This is a genomic window from Robiginitalea rubriflava, from assembly GCF_052540725.1.
Genome location: NZ_CP199309.1, coordinates 2370787 through 2390753, shown reverse-complemented (window position 1 = coordinate 2390753; position 19967 = coordinate 2370787). Strand labels below are relative to the sequence as shown.

Genomic DNA, 19967 nt, shown 5'->3' with positions numbered 1-19967 from the left:
CTCTTGGAACAAATTACAATAAAAAACAGCCATTTAGAGCTAAAAGCCCTGAATTACGGGGCGGTCATTCAAGCCTTGCAATTTCGTGCCGGGAACGGCAACATTCAGGACCTGGTAGTGGGGCTGGACCAGCCACTGGACTATCTGGAAGACCGGTATTCCCTTGGGGCCTGTATAGGGCGATATGCGGGCAGAATTGGAGGAGAAACCCTTCAATTATCTGAAAATTCCTTCCCTTTGAACCATACGGACGGTATTGTTCTGCACGGGGGTACCAAAGGCCTGGCCAAGAGGTACTGGACAATAGAGTCCGTCAAGCAGGACGGGGAAGAACCCTTCATTCATTTTTCCTATCGCAGTCCGCACCTGGAAGAAGGATTTCCCGGCAACGTGAGTATCCACCTCTGGTATATCCTGCAGAAGAACAGCCTTTTGATCCGGCATAAAGCCACCTCTGACCAACCTACCGTTCTGAACCTTACGAACCATACCTATTTTAAGATTGATGATGAAGCGGGGATCGCACATTATGAAATGTGCTTAAACAGCCGCAGGAGGCTGGAAACGGATGAGGATTTAATCCCTACGGGAGTCATCCTGGAGAATACCGGAATTTATGATTTCAGCAGTCGAAAAACCCTGGGGAACATAAAACTGGACACCCCTTTTGTCCTTGAAGAAGGGGTAAAACAGGCAGCTGAACTTTTTTCAGGGATCTCTGGAATTCGATTACGGGTGTACACCAATCAGCCGGCAGTTATTGTGTTTACCCCGGAGACATTTGCAGGAATCTGTTTTGAAACCCAGAATTACCCGGATGCCCCCAATCATCCAAACTTCCCCTCGGCCATTCTCCTCCCGGGAAATACGTATCTGAATGAATCACTTTTTACTTTTGACCTGCCTTAACATAGATTAAAGGCCACAGATAAGTGAGGTAATCCCTGATCGGGAAAATTAGTCCACGGCAACTGGAATGTTATCCTTAAATTAGGGCTAGCAAATAAAAGTAAGATGAAAACACTAAAATGGGTACTGGGCATAATTCTGGCATTTCTGCTGCTCTTTTACTTTGTGGGGATGCCTTACCTGAGGGAACAAACCAAAAAACACAGTCCTGAAAAAACGGCTACCTATGAATCCGGAGATACGCTGCTCAGCGTAAATTACAACAGTCCTTCAAAGAAAGGCAGGGATATTTTCGGGAAATTGGTTCCCTACGGCAAGGTCTGGAGAACCGGAGCCAATGAACCCACAACCTTTAAAACGAGTACTGCGATCCGGGTTGCCGGAAATACACTTCCCGCAGGGACCTATTCCCTGTGGACTATTCCTGCTCAAAAGCAATGGACCGTAATTTTCAACAAAGAAGTTCCTGACTGGGGGGTTACGCTCTTAAGCGGAGGATCTGAGACCACCCGCAATCCGGAAGCCGACCTCCTTCAGATTGTGGTACCTGTGATGGTAAGCCAGCAGCCTTCCGAAAATTTCCTTATAGATTTTGAGGAAGGGGATCAAAATATTTTTTTAAGTCTGAAATGGGACCAGACGGAAATCCGGGTACCCTTAAAGCTGTAACATTTGGCAAAATCACCATCCGCATCGGAAAGCAAAATAGCACGTATACGCGATTCCCGAAGGGCACAACGGGATATCCCCACCCTGATCAAAGCCATACGCGAGGGAGATACGGTAGCCCTGGCACGGGCCATTACCCTGGTTGAAAGCACCCTGAGCTCAGATTATGAGGCCGCCCAGAAAATCATCGAGGCAACCATCAGCCAGGCAGGACGATCGGTCCGCATTGGGATAACAGGGGTACCCGGGGTAGGAAAAAGTACCTTTATAGAGGCCCTGGGCTTACAATTGCTGCAGCAGGGTAAACGGGTGGCCGTACTGGCAGTAGACCCGAGCAGCAGCCTGACCAAAGGGAGTATACTTGGCGACAAAACAAGGATGCAGGAACTCAGCAGGGCCCCTAAAGCCTTTATTCGTCCTTCCCCTGCGGGAGACTCCCTTGGGGGTGTGGCCCGAAAAACACGCGAGAGCATTATTCTGTGTGAAGCGGCCGGGTTTGATGTGATCCTGGTGGAAACCGTTGGGGTCGGTCAGAGCGAGGTTGCCGTGCACGGCATGGTAGATTTTTTCCTTTTGCTCAAACTTGCCGGTGCAGGAGATGAATTACAGGGGATCAAAAGAGGAATTGTGGAAATGGCCGATGCTATTGTCATTAACAAGGCAGACGGCACCAACCTGCCTCAGGCCAAACTGGCCCGTAAAACCTTCGAAAATGCCCTGCACCTTTACCCCCCTAAACCCGGAGGCTGGGTCCCTAGAGTGCTGCTGTGCTCCTCGGTTGAAGGCAGCGGGATTGCAGAGGTCTGGAAACTGATTACAGACTATGTCAAAAAGGCTAAGGAGGCGGCTCTTTTTGAGGATAAGCGTCGGGAACAAAACCGCAACTGGCTAAAACAGCGTATAGAACAGCAACTCAGTGCTGACTTTTATTCGCATCCCAAAATTGCAGGCATATTGGCGGAAATAGAGGCCCAGGTCCGGGAACAACAGATTACACCCTTCCAGGGAGCCTCAAAATTACTGGAGATTTACAGGTCTGAGGGCGATAACCGCTAAACTTCGAATTGCCCAAAAAAGAATTACCTTTGGCAGCAAATCAATGTACCATTACATGGATGTGATTACCGACGAACTGCTTTCCATTGTTGTGCCCTTGTATAACGAAGAGGAAAATGTTGGGCTGCTAACGGAAAAAATTCACCAAAGCCTTAAAGGGTACCAGTACCAGATCGTTTATGTAGACGATTTCTCAACCGACCGCACCAGGGAAGTGGTCCGCGAATTGAAGGACCCGAAAATCCATATGATCGCCCTGAAAAAGAATTACGGGCAGAGTCTGGCACTGGCAGCCGGTATTGATTATGCCTCGGGTGAATACATCATTACCATGGACGGGGACCTGCAAAACGACCCTTCTGATATCCCCAATATGCTTCCCTACGCCCTGAGCGGAGAATACGACGTAGTTACCGGGATCCGTCAAAAGCGGAGGGATTCACTGGTCAAGAAGATCCCCTCAAAAATTGCCAATTTCCTGGTAAGACGCGTCACCAAATTAGACATAAAGGATAATGGCTGCGCCCTGAAAGTATTTACCAAAACCATTGCCAAAGACCTCAACCTGTATGGAGAAATGCATCGGTTTATTACGCTGCTGGCTCATTTGGAGGGCGCACAGATCAAACAGCTGCCGGTAAAGCACCACGCCCGTCATGCGGGGGTTTCCAAATATGGCCTGGAACGTGTTTTCAAGGTCATAGCAGACATGATGCTACTGCTGTTTATCCGCAAGTATTTCCAGAGGCCCATCCACTTATTTGGGATCTTCGGGGTTTTACTGATTATTCTGGGAGTGCTCATCAATGTGTATCTGCTAATTGTCAAGCTTGGCTTTAACGAGGATATTGGTACCCGCCCGCTGCTGATTTTCGGGATGATGTTCATTCTGGGAGGGATACAGCTCTTTACCATCGGAATAGTGATGGAATTGCTTATCCGCACCTACTACGAATCACAGAGCAAGCGCCCATACCGTATTAAAAATATCCAGATCGGTGGGGAAGTTGCGTAAAAAAGGGACTACCCTCTTAAAATTCATTTTCAGTGCGTTACTCCTTTATCTGGTATTCAGCCAGATCCCGCTGCGTTCCGTTTGGGAGGTTTTAAGCCAATGCAGCCTGCTGCTGCTCCTGCCCGCCCTGCTATTCTTTATGCTTTCCAAATGGGTAGCGGCCCTTCGGCTGAACCGATATTTCCATCAGATAAACACCCCCCTGACTCATAATGCCAATTTGAGATTATACCTTCTGGGGATGTTTTACAACCTTTTTTTGCCCGGGGGAATCGGAGGGGATGCCTATAAAGGGTACCTGCTTAATAAAACGTTTGACAGCCCGACAAAAAAGCTTGTTGCCGTGCTCCTGCTCGACCGCATCAGCGGGATGTATTTACTTTTCCTTTACAGTGGGGCGTTACTGCTTTTCCTAGCTCCCGAATGGTTAGACGGGTATCAGATATGGACTGTGTTACTGCTGGTAAGTAGCCTTGGGATATATTGGGTTGTCCACAACAAATTTTTCAGTTACCTGCAGGTCGTGTTTTGGGGGTCACTTGGGTTTTCGGCAGTGGTACAGTTCTCACAACTGATCTGTGTGTATTTCATTTTTGCGGCACTGGGCCTTGAAGAGGGCCTGCCAATCTATCTGTTTGTCTTCCTGGTCAGTAGTATTGTTGCGGTACTTCCCTTTACCATAGGCGGGGTAGGCAGCCGGGAGCTTGTTTTCTACTACGGAGCCCTATGGCTCGAATTAAGGGAGGATACAGCTATTGCCATCAGTCTTGTTTTCTTCCTGATAACCGCCCTATGCTCGCTGCTGGGGATCTACTATCATTTTAAAAAGCCGGTCTTGAGCCTGACAACTGAAGCTGAAAAGAAGTTTTAGGGTTTGGTCATACGCAGCAGGTGCCGCTTACGAAGCAATTTTTCCCTGGTCCCGGGGTTTAAAAAACGGGCTTGTAGCCTGCTGATCCTGAACTGGTTTACTGTATACTGTTCCTGCCATCCCAATCCCATTTCCCTGAGGTTTTCCAGTTCCTGTTCTGTGGCGTAGACCCAGAGCACTTCCTCTGACGCAATATCCCCGGTTGAAATCGTTTTCAGCGGTTTGCCAAAATAGAAATCCAGGGCCCAGCTATGGTCTTCATTGAGTTTGTAGATGGTATTGATTTGCAGGTTCCTTTTTTCGATCAGTTTTGCCATCTCAGATCCCGCCTGGTACTTAAGCAATTCCGGATAAAAATGCAGATTCAGTACACTGTTTAACACAAGGCTGGCCAACAGGCTGATTCCCAGCAGGCGGGGTAATGGGGCTTTATGGCTTCTGATAAACCATACACAAAATACCGTAACCCCTCCGACCAGGGTTACCGCCAGGAATACACTCAGAGGAAATACCCAGAAAACGATAAGGGACACGGCCAGCAGCACAATCCCAAAAATCCCCAGCTGAAAATACGAGGCTTTTAGCAGCCAACTGCTACGACCGGAGGCAGCCATCGTATCCAGGAACCCGGCGGTAAGTACGGCAAAAAGGGGGATTGTGATATTGAGGTAATGAGGCAATTTAAATTGTGCAAAACTGATGATCAGAAAGATGGTAGTAATCCCCCCAAGGGTGAGCACCTCGGTGGATCCCGTCCTGCTTTGTGCCTTTTTCAGAAAGGTTTTTGCCCGGTCCCAGTAGGCGGCCAGCCCCAGCAGTGTCCAGGGCAGGAATACCCATAAGAATGTGTGGAAAAAGAAGAAGTAATCTGAGCTGTTCTTTCCAACCCCTTCTCCGCTAAGGCGTTCAAAACTCTGTTCCCACAGGATAAAGAGGATCCCGGAACGGTTATCCCTCCCTCTGATCATCTTCTCAGGATGTAAGTCAAATTGCTGATAATAGGCATAGAGCATGGGGGTGATAACGATCCCAAAAACAACCAAAGCCCAGATTATTTTTGGATTGAACAAGCGTTTCCAATTCCGGGTATAGCCCAGCTGACAGATCAGGGGAAGCCCGATTACCACAATTGCAATCTGCCCCTTGGTAGAGAAAGCTATTCCGGTTGCCGCTGCCCCGATAAGCAGTGGCCTGAGCCTGCCGTAGCGCAGGTATTCCATCAGTTTCCAGATAGCCAGGACGGTAAAGCCGGTTAAAACGGCATCGGTCCGGACATCGATCAGGGAAAGTACTATGGTCTGGGAACTGAGAAAAATCAGGGCCGCAATTTTCCCCGCATTCCTGCTATACAACAACCCTCCCAGGCCATAGCAGCTATAGGCCCCCAAAAGAGTTGCCAGAATTGCAGGGATTCGGTAGGCCCAGTCTTCTATCCCAAATAAACTGTAAGAAATGGCAGCAAGCCAATAATGCATATGGGGTTTATCCAGGTATTCCTCCGTGCCTTTCCACAGGCTGAAGAAGTCCTGTTCCTGTACCATGCGCATGGCCATAACGGCGAACTGGGCAGAGTCATTTTCCATCAGGGTTGCAAACATCCCGGCCAGGTATACGCCAATTAACGCAAAGAGAAAGGCCCAAAAAAAACGAGCGGAGATCATGATGCGAATTTTAAGGATGCAAAAGTATAAAGTCTGTGGAATAACCAGCCGAAAAAGCTACCGGCCATGGCACCACTTATAACATCCAGCGGATAATGCACCCCGAGATAAATTCGGCTGAAACCAACCGCCAGGGCCCACATAATCAGAAAAAAGCAGAACCAGCGCCAGGCCTTCCCAAGAAAGAAACAAAAAAAAGTGGCCAGGCCCATGGCATTTGCCGCGTGGGCTGAAAAATACCCATAGCGTCCCCCACAACGGGCCTTTACCAGCCGTACTACAGATTGAAGGTCCGGGTCGTGGCAGGGCCTGAGCCGGCCCACCCCGTATTTAAAAAAATTAGCCAGCTGGTCGCAGACTGTTATCAAAAGGGCGATAAATATTAAAAACAAAAGGGTCTTTTTCCATCCGAGCCTGCGAAAGCTTATAATCAGCAGTAATAAATAGAGGGGAATAGCTGCCCACTTATCGGAAAGAAAAAGCCAGAAACCGTCCCAGGCGGGTGTTCCCAGGCCATTCAGGTACAAGAATAACTCCCGATCTTTTTCGATGATCGCATCCCACATATCAATCCTCGTATCTGGCAATTTCCCGATCGTAGAATTCGGTTGCCTGTCTGATAAGTCCTTCCGTTTCCTCAGCTAATTCCGCTTCATCCTCAGGGCTGAATTCCTCCAGCCACTCCACCTCGTCATTCTCAAGATTGATAATAAAGCGGGGGTACTCGGTATGGATGATAAAGATAGCCGACGGATAATCCGTATTATCCCCCAGCAAAAATTTAGGTAAGTCCATCTTAACTCTGTCTTAAGTACTGCTTAAGCCTGTTTTAACAGCAAGCGGTTGGTCATATAACGAAATCGAAGATACAACATTATTGCCGAGGCCGTAAGCCCGGTTAACAACCCAACCCAGATGCCGATGCTTTTCAGGGCAGTGTGAAGGCCCAGGTAATAACATATCGGGAAAGCGATCAGCCAGTAGGAAATAAAGGTAATCCAGGTAGGGATTTTTACATCCTGCAACCCGCGCAAGGCGCCCAGGACTACCACCTGCAGCCCGTCGGATATCTGGAAGAAAGCTGCGATCAGCAAGAGTTCCGACGCCATCCCCATTACTGCCAGGTTGTCTGTCCGGTTCACCATATCGTTCACATCGAGGTAGAGGGTGGGGAGCCAGTTGCGTCCGAATAAAAAGAGGAGTGCAAACAGCACCTCCAGCAGAGCAGTCATTAAGAAAATAGAGGTAGCTATACGCCTGAGCTCTGAATAATTGCGCAATCCCTTCTGATTCCCTACCCGAATCATAGCAGCCACGCCCAGGCCCATTCCGAACATAAAGGTCATACTACTAAGGTTCAGGGCGATCTGGTTGGCCGCCTGCGGGTTTTTGCCCAGCACCCCGCTGATCCAGACTGCTGCGGTAAATATGCCAACCTCGAAAAACATCTGGAGTGCTGAGGGAAACCCCAGGTCCATAATTTTCCGCATCATTTTCTTGCGGATTTTACCAAACTGCAGCCCTTCCACATATCTCTTAAAAACAGGGCGCCTGCTCAGGATAAACCAGAGGAAAACACACATGCCAATCCGCGCTACCAGGGTACCAATAGCTGCCCCTACAATTCCTAGTTTGGGAAACCCGAGGGATCCGAAAATCAGTAAATAATTGAGGCTGATATTGATGATATTAGCCACTATGGTGGCATACATCGGATGACGGGTTTGAGAGAGTCCTTCCGAGAATTGTTTCAGGGCCTGAAAGATAATCAGCGGAATCAGAGAGAAGGCCACCAAATCAATATACGGTCCGGCAATAGCAACCACTTCCGGTGGCTGGTCCATCAGGTACATCAGGGGTTTGGAGAGCAGTATTAACCCGAACAGGGCTATTCCAAGGAGGGTACACAGCAGCAGGCCGTGCCGGAGTACAGAACGTCCGACCTCCGTGTCCCCTGCCCCGTCTGCCTCAGCCACAAGTGGCGTAATGGCCGTCGAAAACCCAATTCCCAAAGACATGGCAATAAAAACAAAGCTATTGCCCAGGGAAACAGCCGCCAGCTCGGCTGTCCCCAGCTGGCCCACCATGATATTATCCGCAAAGGCAACGAAGGTGTGCCCCAGCATCCCAAGGATTACCGGGGATGCCAGTCGGATGTTGTATCGAAACTCTTTAGTATAGGCCTTAAACAAAAAACTAAGGTTTATGAGGTGCAACTGCCGGGCGAACCTCTTATTCGTTACAGAAGCTTCCTATTCCAGGTTTTTGGCTGCCTCCCAGTGTACATCCATTTCGGCAAGGGTCATTTCCGAAAGGGTTTTCCCTACGGATTTTGCCTGAGCCTCCAGATATTGAAATCTCTGAATAAATTTTTTGTTGGTACGCTCCAGAGCATTCTCCGGATTGATTCCCAGAAAACGCGCATAGTTGACCATGGAAAAAAATACATCTCCCATTTCTGCCTCCAGTGCTTCAGGGTTCCCATTTTGCTGTTCTTGCTCCATCTCTGCCAGCTCCTCACGGACTTTTTCCAGTACCTGCTGTGGGTTCTCCCAATCAAAGCCGACCCCGGCCACCTTTTCCTGTATTCGGTTGGCTTTTACCAGGGCAGGCAGGCTGTCCGGAACGCCCTGCAAAACACTTTTCTTACCCTCTGATAACTTGATCTTTTCCCAGTTCGCCTTAACCTCAGCCTCCCCGTTCACAGATACATCTCCATAAATATGCGGATGACGGCGAATAAGTTTATCACAGATATCGTTGGCTACATCCGCAATATCAAAATCGCGGGTTTCCGAGCCTATTCGGGCGTAAAATACAATGTGTAATAAGAGGTCTCCCAGTTCCTTCTTTACCTCTTCCAGGTCGTTCTCCAGGATGGCATCCCCCAACTCATAGGTCTCTTCAATGGTCAGATGCCGGAGGGATTGCATGGTTTGTTTCCGGTCCCAGGGGCATTGCTCCCTGAGCTCGTCCATGATGGTCAGTAAACGATCAAACGCCTTAAGCTGTACTTCCCGCTTATTCATAGTCCTGAAATTTCGGCAAATGTACGAATACCCCTTTTTGGTTACCAGCCGGATTTACAGTAATTTTAAGAGACAACAACCTATCTGATAAGATGAACAAATACGCTTTGTCCTTTTTACTTGCCGTATTACTGACGGTTAGCTGCAGCACTTCGCCCTCTTATGACCTGATTATCCGTAATGCACGCATCCTGGATGGTACCGGTAACCCGGCTTATGATGCGGACCTGGCCATACAGGCAGACACCATTGCCTTTATAGGTGACCTGAGTAAAGCAGTGGCCGCTGAGGAGCTGGATGCCTCTGGCTTGCACCTGGCACCCGGCTTTATCAACATGCTTAGTTGGGCGAATGTGACCCTGCTGGTGGACGGGCGTTCACAAAGTGATATCCGGCAGGGGGTTACCCTGGAAGTAATGGGGGAAGGCAGATCCATGGGGCCACTCAATGCGGAAATGAAGTCAGAAATGATAGAAGGCCAGCAGGAATTGCAGTACGAAGTTCCCTGGAACACCCTTGGAGAATATCTGGAACATTTGGAATCTAAGGGGGTTTCTACCAATGTCACCTCCTTTATTGGAAACGGGACCCTTCGTAAGTATGTGATGGGATACGAAAAACGCCCGCCCAGTTCAGAAGAAATGGATAAAATGAAATCCCTGGTCCGGCAGGCCATGGAAGAGGGGGCAGTAGGCATGTCTACCTCCCTGATCTATGTCCCCAGTGGACATGCCGGAACAGCGGAAATAACGGAACTGGCCAAAGTGGCGGCTGAATATGACGGCATGTATATCTCCCATATCCGCAATGAGGAAGACAGCCTTCTCTTTGCCGTAAAAGAACTGATTCAAATTGCCCGGGATGCAGACATCCGTTCTGAAGTTTATCACTTCAAGGCTTCCGGAGAAGCCAATTGGCACCTTTTGGACAGCGCCATCAGCCTTATTGATAAGGCAAGGGAAGAGGGGCTGCAGATTACTACTGATATGTATATGTACAATGCGAGTTCTACCGGCCTGAATGTCCTGCTGCCGGCATGGGCTAAAGACGGTGGCCATCTGGCCACTATGGAACTTATGGCAGATCCCGCCCGGCGAAAACAGATGATTGCAGAGGTGTCCTTCCACGTACCCCCGGAAAATATTCTGCTGGTGGGTTTTAAAAATAAAGACCTGCGGGACCTTATAGGGAAAACCCTTGCCGAGGTGGCAGCCGAGCGGAATATCAGCCCGGCAGAAGCGGTTGCAGACCTGATCTACGAAGATGACAGCCGGATTCAGGTGGTTTATTTCTCCATGAAGGAAGAAAATATTGAGAAAAAATTGAAGCTACCCTATATGGCTGTTTGTTCAGATGCCGGGTCTTACACAAACGAAGGGCCCTTCCTGGCACAAAGCACCCATCCCCGGGCATACGGATCTTTCAGCAGGCTGCTGGCACATTACGTCAGGGAAAGAAAGCTAATTTCCCTTGAAGAGGCCGTACGAAGGCTGAGTGGGTTACCGGCTGAAAACCTTAGACTAAAAAAACGAGGCTTGCTCAAAAATGGCTATTTCGCAGACCTGGTACTGTTTGATCCTGAAAAAGTACAGGACCATGCCACCTTTGAGAAGCCTCACCAGTACGCTACTGGGATAACCCATGTTTTTGTAAACGGGCAGGCCGTTATTCGAAACGGGGAACATACTGGGGCTTTTCCAGGCAGGTTTGTAAGGGGACCCGGTTACGGAAAGAAAGTCAATAAATAATCCCTGCAGGGCTAACACTATTTCAAATGGCGCACAAAATGTCACCTTTACTGCTATTTTGCCTCCTTTACCTGGGATGCAACCCTGGTGGTAACAAAGGTAACTTCGGGCAGGGCTGGCAAAAGATACCCATAGAACTGATTGAAGCAGATCCGGATACTATTGAGAATCTGCGTTCATCGCCGGGGAGATTGCGGTTACTGACGGTCTGGGCCAGCTGGTGTGAATCCTGTAACGAAGCATTTCCAGATTATATGAATTTGCAGCGGAAATACGGTTCTGGAAAATTCGAGGTTGTGACCCTTTCTGTTGATCAGCTGGCTCATAAAGAATCGGTACTCGAATTTCTGAAGCAAAAGGGAGCAGCCGTGCCCAACTACATTGCAAGGGTATCAGTGGAAAATCAAATTATAGAGAATCTTGATCCGGATTGGGCAGGCGAGCTCCCCTTAACCCTTCTGCTTTCGCCTGAGGGAGAAGTACTTTACCGGCAACAAGGCCTCGCGGATATTGAGAAAATCCAGTTTTCGATTGAAAATCAACTGTTTAAAGAATATCTTGACCCAGAATCCTTAAAAGAACAAGAAAAAGAGTCTGCCCAGAGCTATTAAAAAAAATAAAAAGTATCCTAAATTCAGTAACTTTCGGAGATAAACAGAAGGCGGTATTTTACTGGAGGATAGTTGCTTCTGCACTATTTTTGACAAAACGTCCTGCCCGAACCCATCAAATTCAATTGCTATGACCTCGAGACTTAAATGTTTTGGATTTTTTCTTTTGATACCGTTGTTTTTATCCGCTCAAACGGAACAAATTCGGGTTGCCCATGAGCCCGTGCCAGGCGTCAATTGGGAAGGGGGAGAAAAAGACTATTTTTCTAACATCTGGCAGAATCAGGTAATAACGAATGTGTCGGAACCCGTGATGGAGGTCTTTTACCCGCCTGCAGAGCAGCATAATGGGGCTGCGGTTATCATTGCCCCCGGAGGAGGGTTGTATGCGCTGAGTATCGAAAGCGAAGGACGGGAAGTGGCAAGATGGCTTAGCGAAAAAGGATTTACGGCTTTTGTCCTGAAATATCGCCTGGTTCCCAGCGGGGAAGACGGGGTGCAGGAAATAACGGTCCTCAGCCAACAAAACCCTGCCAAAATTATGGAAGAGGTTTCAAGGGTAATGCCCTATTCCGTGCAGGATGGGCTCAATGCCATTTCGCACATTCGAACCCATTCAGATAAATATAACATCAACCCTGCCAAAATCGGCTTTATGGGGTTTTCCGCAGGAGGTGCGGTTACTATGGGGGTAACCTATAGAAGCGAGGCAGCTAACCGCCCTGATTTTGTGGTTCCCGTCTATGCCTGGACCACAGCTTATCCAGTGGAAGCGGTCCCACAGAATGCTCCGCCTATGCTGGTTATCTGTGCATCTGATGACCCCCTTGACCTGGCCCCCGGCAGTGTGGAATTATACAATTCCTGGCTGGAAGCAGGCAAGGTAGCCGGCCTGCATATGTACAGTACCGGAGGGCATGGCTTTGGAATGAAAAAACAAAACCTCCCCTCCGACCAATGGATTTCCCGATTTTACGACTGGTCCGGGGTACACGTACTAAACGATTCCAGATGAGCCTTACAGGACTTCCGGGCAAACTCCTTTCCGGATCCCCTTACAGATTTTACCTTTTTTTAGCGTTTGTACCTGCCCTCTGCCTCCAACTAAATGCTCAGGATCCCCGTCGCTTTAAAACGGAGATAGAAGACCTGGCCAATAAATACGACAGTATTTGGAACCCTGAGCAGGCTACAGTTGTCTTTACCGGTAGTTCCAGTATTCGACTATGGAGCGGGCTGGATAGTGTTTTCAGTAAAAAGCAAATCGTAAACACGGGGTTCGGGGGTTCCCAGGCTACAGACCTGCTTTACTACCTGGATGTATTGGTTTTGAAATACAAGCCTGAACAGGTTTTTATTTATGAAGGGGATAATGATCTATTTGAAAAAAAACGACCCGGGCAGGTCCTGAGCACCTTAGCCGAAATTGTGGGGGAAATACACGCCCGATTTCCGGGAATCCCCCTGGTACTTATCTCGGCCAAACCCAGTGTAAGTCGTTGGCGTCTAAGGGGTAAATACCGGCGATTCAACCGCAAGCTGGAACAATTCGCCAGCGAAAATGATCTGTTGTATTTTGCAGATGTATGGAACCCGATGCTGAATGGCAAAACACTGGATCGCTCTCTGTTTATAGAAGACGGCCTGCATATGAACCGGAAAGGCTATATCATATGGACCCGAACCCTCAGTCGCTTTTTTGAATTAAACCCGAAAAATAATACCCGTAAACCATGAGATTATCCCGATTGCTTTTCCAATGCCTATTTTGCTTTGCCCTTTTGGTCATCTTCAGCCAATGTGCAGACAATAGCGTCCCCCAAATCCAATTTCCCAAGACCGACCTGGCCGCCGTTCCCCTTATTCCGAAGCCAGCCAGTGTTATTGCAACTGAAAACGCGTTTGGCCTGGACCAGCATACCGCTATCTATTCCGGTGCCGGCGATGCCGGGCTTGCCGAAGTAGCCGCTATGCTGTCAGATTATATTAAGGAGCAAACGGGCCTGGAAGTCCCGTTGAACGGTGCGAATACCGCTGAAATTCACCGTGCGGTTTATTTAAACCTTTCTGAGGCAATGGCTGAAGAAGCCTATGAACTTTACATCAGCCGGGATACGGTCCTGGTCAATGCCGGAAGTGCAGCAGGTGCATTCCGAGCCGTACAAACCTTTCGCCAGATCATCCCCGAAGCATCCAATGACACCCTTGCACCCTACCCCATCTGGCCCCTGCCCAGCGGAAAAATCACAGATGCCCCACGTTACGCCTACAGGGGCAGCATGCTGGACGTGGCCAGGCACTTTTTTTCTGTAGAGGATGTCAAGAAATACCTGGATGTGATGGCTTATTACAAAATGAATGTCCTCCACCTCGGCCTGACCAATGATCAGGGCTGGCGAATCGAAATCAAGTCCTGGCCAAAGCTTACGGAGGTGGGTGGAAGTACAGAGGTAGGTGGCGGGCCCGGCGGGTTTTATACCCAGGAAGAATACCAGGAGCTCGTAGCTTATGCGGCGGCAAGGCATATAACCATTGTTCCCGAGGTGGATATGCCCGGGCATACCAATGCAGCCTCTGTTTCTTACCCCTTTCTGAACGGTAATGGGAAAACCCCGCAACTATACACAGGGACAGCTGTCGGATTCAGCACTTTCGACACCCGCAAGGATACAGTATACGCCTTTATAGAAGATGTGGTACGAGAAATCTCCGCGATGAGCCCGGGGCCTTATTTCCACATTGGGGGGGATGAAAGCCATTCAACCCGCAAATCAGATTATGTTTATTTTATTGAAAGAGTTGCACCCATTGTCAAAAAATACGGGAAACGTGTAATCGGCTGGGATGAAGTGGCCACAGCAAAACTCGACAGCAGTGCCGTAGCCCAGTTCTGGGCAGATGAAGAGAATGCTACCCTGGCTGTGAATCAGGGGATGCAGGTACTTTTTTCCCCGGCTAAAAAAGCCTATCTGGATATGCAATACGATTCCCTTTCGGTCTTCGGGCTGCACTGGGCGGCTTATATACCAGTAGATACGGCCTATTCATGGGATCCGGAGTCTTACGTACCCGAAATCGGGCAGGAAAATATCCTTGGGATAGAAGCACCACTCTGGTCTGAGACCATCAGCAACATTGCCGAATTGGAATATCTGGCCTTTCCCAGGTTGATTGGCTATGCCGAGATTGGCTGGACAAAGCCTGAATTACGGGAGTGGGAAGACTATAAAAACCGATTGGCAGCCCAATTGCCCTATCTCACTCGTAAAAAGATTCAATTCTATCCTTCAGAACGGGTCCCCTGGGGAAAGCCCGACTCCGAGCTCCCCTGGTATACAGAAAAGTAATCGGGACTACTCTTCGGTTCCGGGTAGCCCTTCAGGTACGGGCGTATTCCATGGAAATGGCCCGGCTTTTTTAGGTTCCGGCCATACCTCATCCAGCGTATCGGCCTGGTAAACCCTGCCATTCTTGATCACATAGGATATTTTAGTGGTATTGCTTAAATCATCCAGCGGGTTTTCATCCAACACCACCAGGTCTGCCAGTTTTCCAGGCTCCACCGAACCGAGATCCCCCGACAGGCCAATGGCTTTGGCTCCTTTGATGGTTGCGACCTTCAGGGCGGATAGATTATCCATTCCCCCGCTGGCCACCGCCCAGAGTTCCCAGTGATAGCCCAGGCCCTGCAGCTGCCCGTGGCTGCCAACCCCTGCCAATCCGCCTGCCTCTACCAAACCTTTGATAAAGGCCGCATGTTTTTTAAACACATGTTCTTCCTCCATAAACCATCCCGGCCTCCTTCGCGACTTCTGGGCAAGCTCTTTGTAAGGGGTAAATCGCTGTAATTTTTCATTGCCCCAAACATCCTCCGTGGCATAAAAGTAGTTTTCAGCCCAGGGACCTCCGTAGGCTACCAGCAGGGTTGGCGTTACTGCCATCTGGGAGCTGGCAATCGTATGGGTGACATCTGAATAAATGGGATAGATAGGGAGGGAATGTTCATGACCTGGATACCCATCGAGCAATTGGGTCATATTCAACTTAAAATCCAACCCGCCTTCAGTGGTGGGCATCAGTTCCAGTTCCTTAGCTGCCATAACGATCCACTGGCGGTGCTGCCGGTTACCGGTCAGATACATTTTAATGGTCTTGGTATTGTAATAGTCACTGTACTGACGGAGTATTTTTCGGGTCTGGTTCAGACTGCTCAGCTTATACCTCCAGAAGCCAACTCCAGGGCCGGTACTGTAAATTCTGGGGCCAGGCATACGCCCGGCATTGACCATATCCGCATAGGTAAGCACATCAGTAGTTGCCGTTTGGGGATCACGGGTAGTGGTAACCCCATAAGCGAGATTGGCAGCATAATTCCAGATTGTATTTTTGTGTACTCCCCAATTGGGCCACATATGGGCGTGGGTATCCACAAAACCTGGCACTACTGTTTTCCCGCTTAGGTCCATGCGTTCAACCTTACCTGGAACGTCAAGTGTTCCCGCAGGTCCAATGGCCTGTATCCGGTTATTACGGATAAGGATATCCGCATTCTCCAGAACTTCATCCCCTTTCATGGAAATGACCCGGACACCTTGTAACAATAAATTCCCTTTGGGGATATCCTGTGTATAGTTCAGGGCTATCCTGAATTCGCTGGCCCGAAATATTTTATCTTCTTCTTTGGAGTCATCTTCCTTAACCTGGGTTGAATCCTTTGCAATTGCTTCTTTTTTTGCCTTTTCAGCCGCAGCCAGACTGTCTTTAAATTGCTTTCCTGCAAGCAGGTCATACCTGAAATGGCTGGCCCCAAGGGACCAGTGTACATACTTGCTGTCATAAGACCATGCAGGGAATTCTCCTCCCAGTTCCGTTAATTTCTCGGCAGGAAAACTGGCAGTCTCGGGTTTTGCCACAGAGATAACCGGGGTTTTTCCATACCTGGGAATGACCACTGAATAGACATCATTGTTAATTTGGGCAAGGGCGCGGCTGCCATCTGGAGAAATCCGGATTTCAGTAGGCCGGGAAGCTTTGTCATTGTTTTCCATACCGGCATCGGCTTCCGGCAGTACATGGTGGTCTTCCGGATGATCAAATATATCGCTGGAACCATAGGTTACAATTCCCTTGAGTTTTAAATGCTCCTTTTCGTCCGTCCCATCCCAGCGAACCGATAAGAGGCCTTTAGTGGGATGGCTGAGGTAAATTCGATCGTCTGTTTTTGAAAAATGCGGGCTGTTTCGTCCTTTGGCTTTGTCGATAACCCGAATGTCGCCGCCCTCGGCCGGGACCCACGCCAGATCCTCCTGAGCCCTGGCAGCGGTTGGTCCGAAAGCATTCTGATAGGTTTGTGCGGAGCCTTTTAAAAATACAATGCGGTTGGAATTGAAAGACCAGGATGGCTGGGTGTAAATACCGGCTTCCCTGGTAAGTTGTACCGGATTCCTGTTACCACTTATCTGGACTTTATACAGATGTCCCCCATCCGTTTTCCAAATCGTAAACACAATAGACTTCCCGTCCGGGGACCAGGCCGGATGCGCTTCGGTAAAATCATTGCGCGTAAGCCTTCTGGGGGTCCCGTCAGGCAATTCCATCAGGTACAAACGGTTAAGTGCTGTAAAGGCCAGGTGCTTTCCGTCCGGGGAGGGCACCCCGTCCCTGATTTGGGTAACCGCCTGTTCGGGTGAATCGGAAATGGGATACTCAAATTCCAGTCTGGGGCCCATTTCCAGTTCCACCTGGGCGTTAAATGGGATATCACGCGCAGTCTTATCAGCAATAGAAACCGCTTTAATTTTTCCTCCATAGGATACGATCAGTTCTTTACTATCCGGCGTAAATGCCATTCCCGGTAAGACCCCAAGCGAAGCGATGGATTCCTGTTCATCCCTTTGAACAGGATAGGCAAGCCAGGATTCGGCACCACTTTCAAGGTTACGCAGGACCAGGCCGGTTTTTTCCTCGAATCGCGTCCCGTAAACCATCCATTTTCCATTCGGTGACAGGGTAGGTGTAAAAGCAGAACCGTAACGCGAGGTAATTACTTGTTCATCCCCATCTTCCATATCATAGGTTCCAATCTGGTACTGCGGCAATTGCGCATTGTAATTCCAGGCGCGGTTGCGGCGGGAGTAATAAAGCAATGACCCGTCAGCACTAAAGGCAGGATCTATGGTTTTCAGGTTATCCGGTTTGTCGATAAGTTGTGAACCTACTCCCCCGTCTTTATGAAAGAGGTGCATTTTTATATTTCGCCGCCCTTTGGCCCCGGCGATATAGTCGCCATCAGGAGTCCAGTCGGCAGAAAAAAAGTGCTGATCCTTATCCTTGGTAATCTGTTTCTCTTCTTTAGTCTCCAGATCCATTATCCAGATATTTTCAGAGCCGCTTTTATCAGAAATATACAGTAGGGATTTTCCATCCGGACTAAAACGCGGATGCACCTCATACGCCAATCCCCTGGTTAGGGGCTCAGCTGTACCACCCGAAATCGGAAGGGTGTACAGGTCTCCCATCAGGTCAAAAACCAGTTGTTTTCCATCCGGGCTAACATCCAGGGAAATCCAGGTGCCCTCGCGAGTCTCAAATGAAATGTTTCGCTCCGGTTCCAGCGGTAATTCTTCGGTAGCTTTTTTGGTGGAATCTTTCGGAGAGGTCTCCTTTTGTCCGTACAAGGCGGTGCACCCCAGCAGCATAAATATGCTCAGGCGCGCAAGGAAAGTTGGTCGCATCAGTTGTCTTTAAAAGTTACAAGATGCTAAATATAGAAAATTAAACAGGTCGTATCACCCTGTTTGTGAGCTTATTCCCCTTCTTCTGAAGTTTCGGAATCCTGGGCAGGGGTTTCCGGTTCTGAAAAGTCATCAAGGCCCTTGGAGATAAGCAAATTATACCACTGTATTATCTTTTTAATATCACTGGCATAAACCCGGTCTTCATCGTAATTCGGCAAAATTTCAAAGAAGTACTCTTCTAGTCGAATTTTCTCGGCCTTATGATCGATCTCGGTTTGCTGACCGTTTTCTTTCTGCTTGATTTTTTCAAAAACAGTCCTCAGGGGGAGCTCCTCCTCCAGGGTATAAATTGCGATCTCGGAAAGAACACTTACGTTCCCGCTGAGACCAACTGTCAGTTTCCGGCCATCTACCAGAGATTCGGCTACAAAGCCCGATCGGGTCTGGGTAAGCAAGCGGTATAATCCGGGTTTACCCCCTATTGACAAAATCTTGTCTAAACTCATCTCTTTTTCAATTTTTGCGCAAAGATGCTAATTTCTTTTTCTTCGGTGTAATCTCTGGGAAATTTCATTACTCATTTGCAGGGTGCAGGTATGTCTGTTTAATTACGGCCCTTTTTCATAGCCGGAAAACGCATTTTGTAATCTACTTCAATTTTCCCCTTTGAAATATTGGTGAGTTTCCCTTTTAATAATCGTTTCTTGAGGGAGGAAAGTTTATCTGTAAAGAGTATTCCTTCAATATGGTCGTATTCATGCTGGATTACCCGTGCCAGTAAGCCGTCAAAGGTCTCGGTCCTTTCTTCAAAATTCTCATCCTGGTAGGTGAGGGTAATGGTATCCTTTCGGCTCACATCTTCGCGTATATCCGGAATGCTGAGGCAACCTTCATTAAAGGCCCATTTCTCCCCGGTTTCCGAATCCATGCGGGCATTGATAAATACCCGTTTAAAGCCCTTAAGTGCTGCTCTTTCAGATTCGCTTAGTTCTTCATCTTCTGCAAAGGGTTCCGTATCGACCAGGAATAGACGGATCGGCCTGCCAATTTGAGGGGCAGCCAGCCCCACCCCATTTGCATTGTACATGGTCTCCCACATGTCGGATATCAACTGCTCAAGATCGGGATAATCCGAATCCAGGAAATCTGCCTTTTTGCGGAGCACCGGGTCTCCATAAGCTACAATTGGTAAAATCATATAATTTTCTTACTTAAAAAAGACTGCAGGATCAGGGTGGCGCTAATTTCATCGATTCGCCCCTTTTCCCTTCTTTTTTTCTTTTTCATGCCGCTTGCTATCATACTTTTGACGGCCATTTTGGAGGTAAATCGTTCATCCTGACGTTCAACAGGTATCCCCGGAAAACGCTTTTGCAATTTGCGGATAAACTTCTGTATGGCACCCTCTATTTCCGAAGGGGTATTATCCATCTGCCTGGGTTCTCCAACTACAAATAATTCTACCTCCTCTTCTTTCAGATAGCGCTGCAGAAAATCAAACAGTTCTCCGGTAGGCACCGTACTGAGACCGGAGGCAATAATTTTAAGATGGTCCGTTACCGCAATTCCCGTGCGTTTATATCCGAAATCAAAGGCCAGAATTCTTCCCAAGCGTCATTTTTTGCAAAAATAGGGCAATAATTGTTATAGCTGAAAAAATC

General features: G+C 48.6%; 19 protein-coding genes. 10 read left to right on the top strand and 9 right to left on the bottom strand.

The genetic code is table 11. The features are described from left to right. The first annotated feature begins 3 nt into the window (after positions 1–3). The 5 genes from ACT6NU_RS10835 (at position 4) to ACT6NU_RS10815 (ending at position 4520) form a co-directional block, all read left to right on the top strand. Positions 4–909, top strand: a complete 906-nt coding sequence (locus ACT6NU_RS10835) for an aldose epimerase family protein (protein ID WP_445381692.1) — start codon at positions 4–6, stop codon at positions 907–909. Between the two features lie 105 nt (positions 910–1014). Further along, the gene (locus ACT6NU_RS10830) at positions 1015–1578 is read left to right on the top strand and encodes a DUF2911 domain-containing protein (protein WP_445381691.1); all 564 of its coding nucleotides are present in this window, start codon (positions 1015–1017) and stop codon (positions 1576–1578) included. A gap of 3 nt (positions 1579–1581) precedes the next feature. After that, positions 1582–2634 (top strand): methylmalonyl Co-A mutase-associated GTPase MeaB, encoded by a 1053-nt coding sequence (meaB, locus tag ACT6NU_RS10825; RefSeq protein ID WP_445381690.1) that lies wholly within the window; start codon positions 1582–1584, stop codon positions 2632–2634. 55 nt (positions 2635–2689) lie between these two features. Further along, positions 2690–3649 (top strand): glycosyltransferase family 2 protein, encoded by a 960-nt coding sequence (locus ACT6NU_RS10820; RefSeq protein WP_445383853.1) that lies wholly within the window; start codon positions 2690–2692, stop codon positions 3647–3649. Continuing rightward, positions 3633–4520, top strand: coding sequence for a lysylphosphatidylglycerol synthase transmembrane domain-containing protein (locus tag ACT6NU_RS10815; protein ID WP_445381689.1), 888 nt, complete (start codon positions 3633–3635; stop codon positions 4518–4520). The genes ACT6NU_RS10820 and ACT6NU_RS10815 overlap by 17 nt, the downstream gene beginning before the upstream one ends. Here ACT6NU_RS10815 and ACT6NU_RS10810 read toward each other — a convergent pair. The 5 genes from ACT6NU_RS10810 to mazG are packed head-to-tail and all read right to left on the bottom strand — an operon-like array spanning position 4517 to position 9210. Beyond that, positions 4517–6181 carry an ArnT family glycosyltransferase gene (locus tag ACT6NU_RS10810; protein WP_445381688.1) on the bottom strand — a complete coding sequence of 555 codons (1665 nt, stop codon included), beginning with the start codon at positions 6179–6181 and terminating at the stop codon, positions 4517–4519. The genes ACT6NU_RS10815 and ACT6NU_RS10810 overlap by 4 nt on opposite strands. Further along, a complete protein-coding gene (locus ACT6NU_RS10805; RefSeq protein WP_445381687.1) occupies positions 6178–6747 on the bottom strand; it encodes a phosphatase PAP2 family protein in 570 nt (189 codons plus the stop codon). The genes ACT6NU_RS10810 and ACT6NU_RS10805 overlap by 4 nt, the downstream gene beginning before the upstream one ends. Position 6748: 1 nt before the next feature. Continuing rightward, positions 6749–6976, bottom strand: coding sequence for a hypothetical protein (locus ACT6NU_RS10800; RefSeq protein ID WP_445381686.1), 228 nt, complete (start codon positions 6974–6976; stop codon positions 6749–6751). 23 nt (positions 6977–6999) lie between these two features. Then, a complete protein-coding gene (locus tag ACT6NU_RS10795; RefSeq protein ID WP_445381685.1) occupies positions 7000–8373 on the bottom strand; it encodes an MATE family efflux transporter in 1374 nt (457 codons plus the stop codon). Between the two features lie 60 nt (positions 8374–8433). Next, the gene (gene mazG, locus ACT6NU_RS10790; protein WP_445381684.1) at positions 8434–9210 is read right to left on the bottom strand and encodes a nucleoside triphosphate pyrophosphohydrolase; all 777 of its coding nucleotides are present in this window, start codon (positions 9208–9210) and stop codon (positions 8434–8436) included. Positions 9211–9302: 92 nt separating this feature from the next. Here mazG and ACT6NU_RS10785 point away from each other — a divergent pair, with 92 nt between their 5' ends. From ACT6NU_RS10785 to ACT6NU_RS10765, 5 genes are all read left to right on the top strand, one after another. After that, the gene (locus ACT6NU_RS10785) at positions 9303–10958 is read left to right on the top strand and encodes an N-acyl-D-amino-acid deacylase family protein (protein WP_445381683.1); all 1656 of its coding nucleotides are present in this window, start codon (positions 9303–9305) and stop codon (positions 10956–10958) included. Positions 10959–10984: 26 nt separating this feature from the next. Beyond that, positions 10985–11569, top strand: coding sequence for a TlpA family protein disulfide reductase (locus ACT6NU_RS10780; RefSeq protein WP_445381682.1), 585 nt, complete (start codon positions 10985–10987; stop codon positions 11567–11569). A 130-nt stretch (positions 11570–11699) separates the two neighbouring features. Next, positions 11700–12584, top strand: a complete 885-nt coding sequence (locus tag ACT6NU_RS10775; protein ID WP_445381681.1) for an alpha/beta hydrolase — start codon at positions 11700–11702, stop codon at positions 12582–12584. Further along, a complete protein-coding gene (locus tag ACT6NU_RS10770) occupies positions 12581–13306 on the top strand; it encodes a GDSL-type esterase/lipase family protein (RefSeq protein ID WP_445381680.1) in 726 nt (241 codons plus the stop codon). Before ACT6NU_RS10775 ends, ACT6NU_RS10770 begins: the two co-directional genes overlap by 4 nt. Further along, complete coding sequence (locus ACT6NU_RS10765; RefSeq protein WP_445381679.1) at positions 13303–14916, top strand: family 20 glycosylhydrolase; 1614 nt, start codon at positions 13303–13305, stop codon at positions 14914–14916. Before ACT6NU_RS10770 ends, ACT6NU_RS10765 begins: the two co-directional genes overlap by 4 nt. Before the next feature lie 6 nt (positions 14917–14922). Here ACT6NU_RS10765 and ACT6NU_RS10760 read toward each other — a convergent pair whose 3' ends face one another. From ACT6NU_RS10760 to ruvX, 4 genes are all read right to left on the bottom strand, one after another. After that, positions 14923–18303 carry an amidohydrolase family protein gene (locus tag ACT6NU_RS10760; RefSeq protein ID WP_445381678.1) on the bottom strand — a complete coding sequence of 1127 codons (3381 nt, stop codon included), beginning with the start codon at positions 18301–18303 and terminating at the stop codon, positions 14923–14925. Positions 18304–18374: 71 nt separating this feature from the next. Further along, the gene (locus ACT6NU_RS10755; RefSeq protein ID WP_445381677.1) at positions 18375–18812 is read right to left on the bottom strand and encodes a DUF5606 family protein; all 438 of its coding nucleotides are present in this window, start codon (positions 18810–18812) and stop codon (positions 18375–18377) included. Positions 18813–18910: 98 nt separating this feature from the next. After that, positions 18911–19504 (bottom strand): peptide deformylase, encoded by a 594-nt coding sequence (gene def, locus ACT6NU_RS10750; RefSeq protein ID WP_445381676.1) that lies wholly within the window; start codon positions 19502–19504, stop codon positions 18911–18913. Further along, a complete protein-coding gene (gene ruvX / locus ACT6NU_RS10745) occupies positions 19501–19917 on the bottom strand; it encodes a Holliday junction resolvase RuvX (protein WP_445381675.1) in 417 nt (138 codons plus the stop codon). The genes def and ruvX overlap by 4 nt, the downstream gene beginning before the upstream one ends. Positions 19918–19967: the final 50 nt, after the last annotated feature.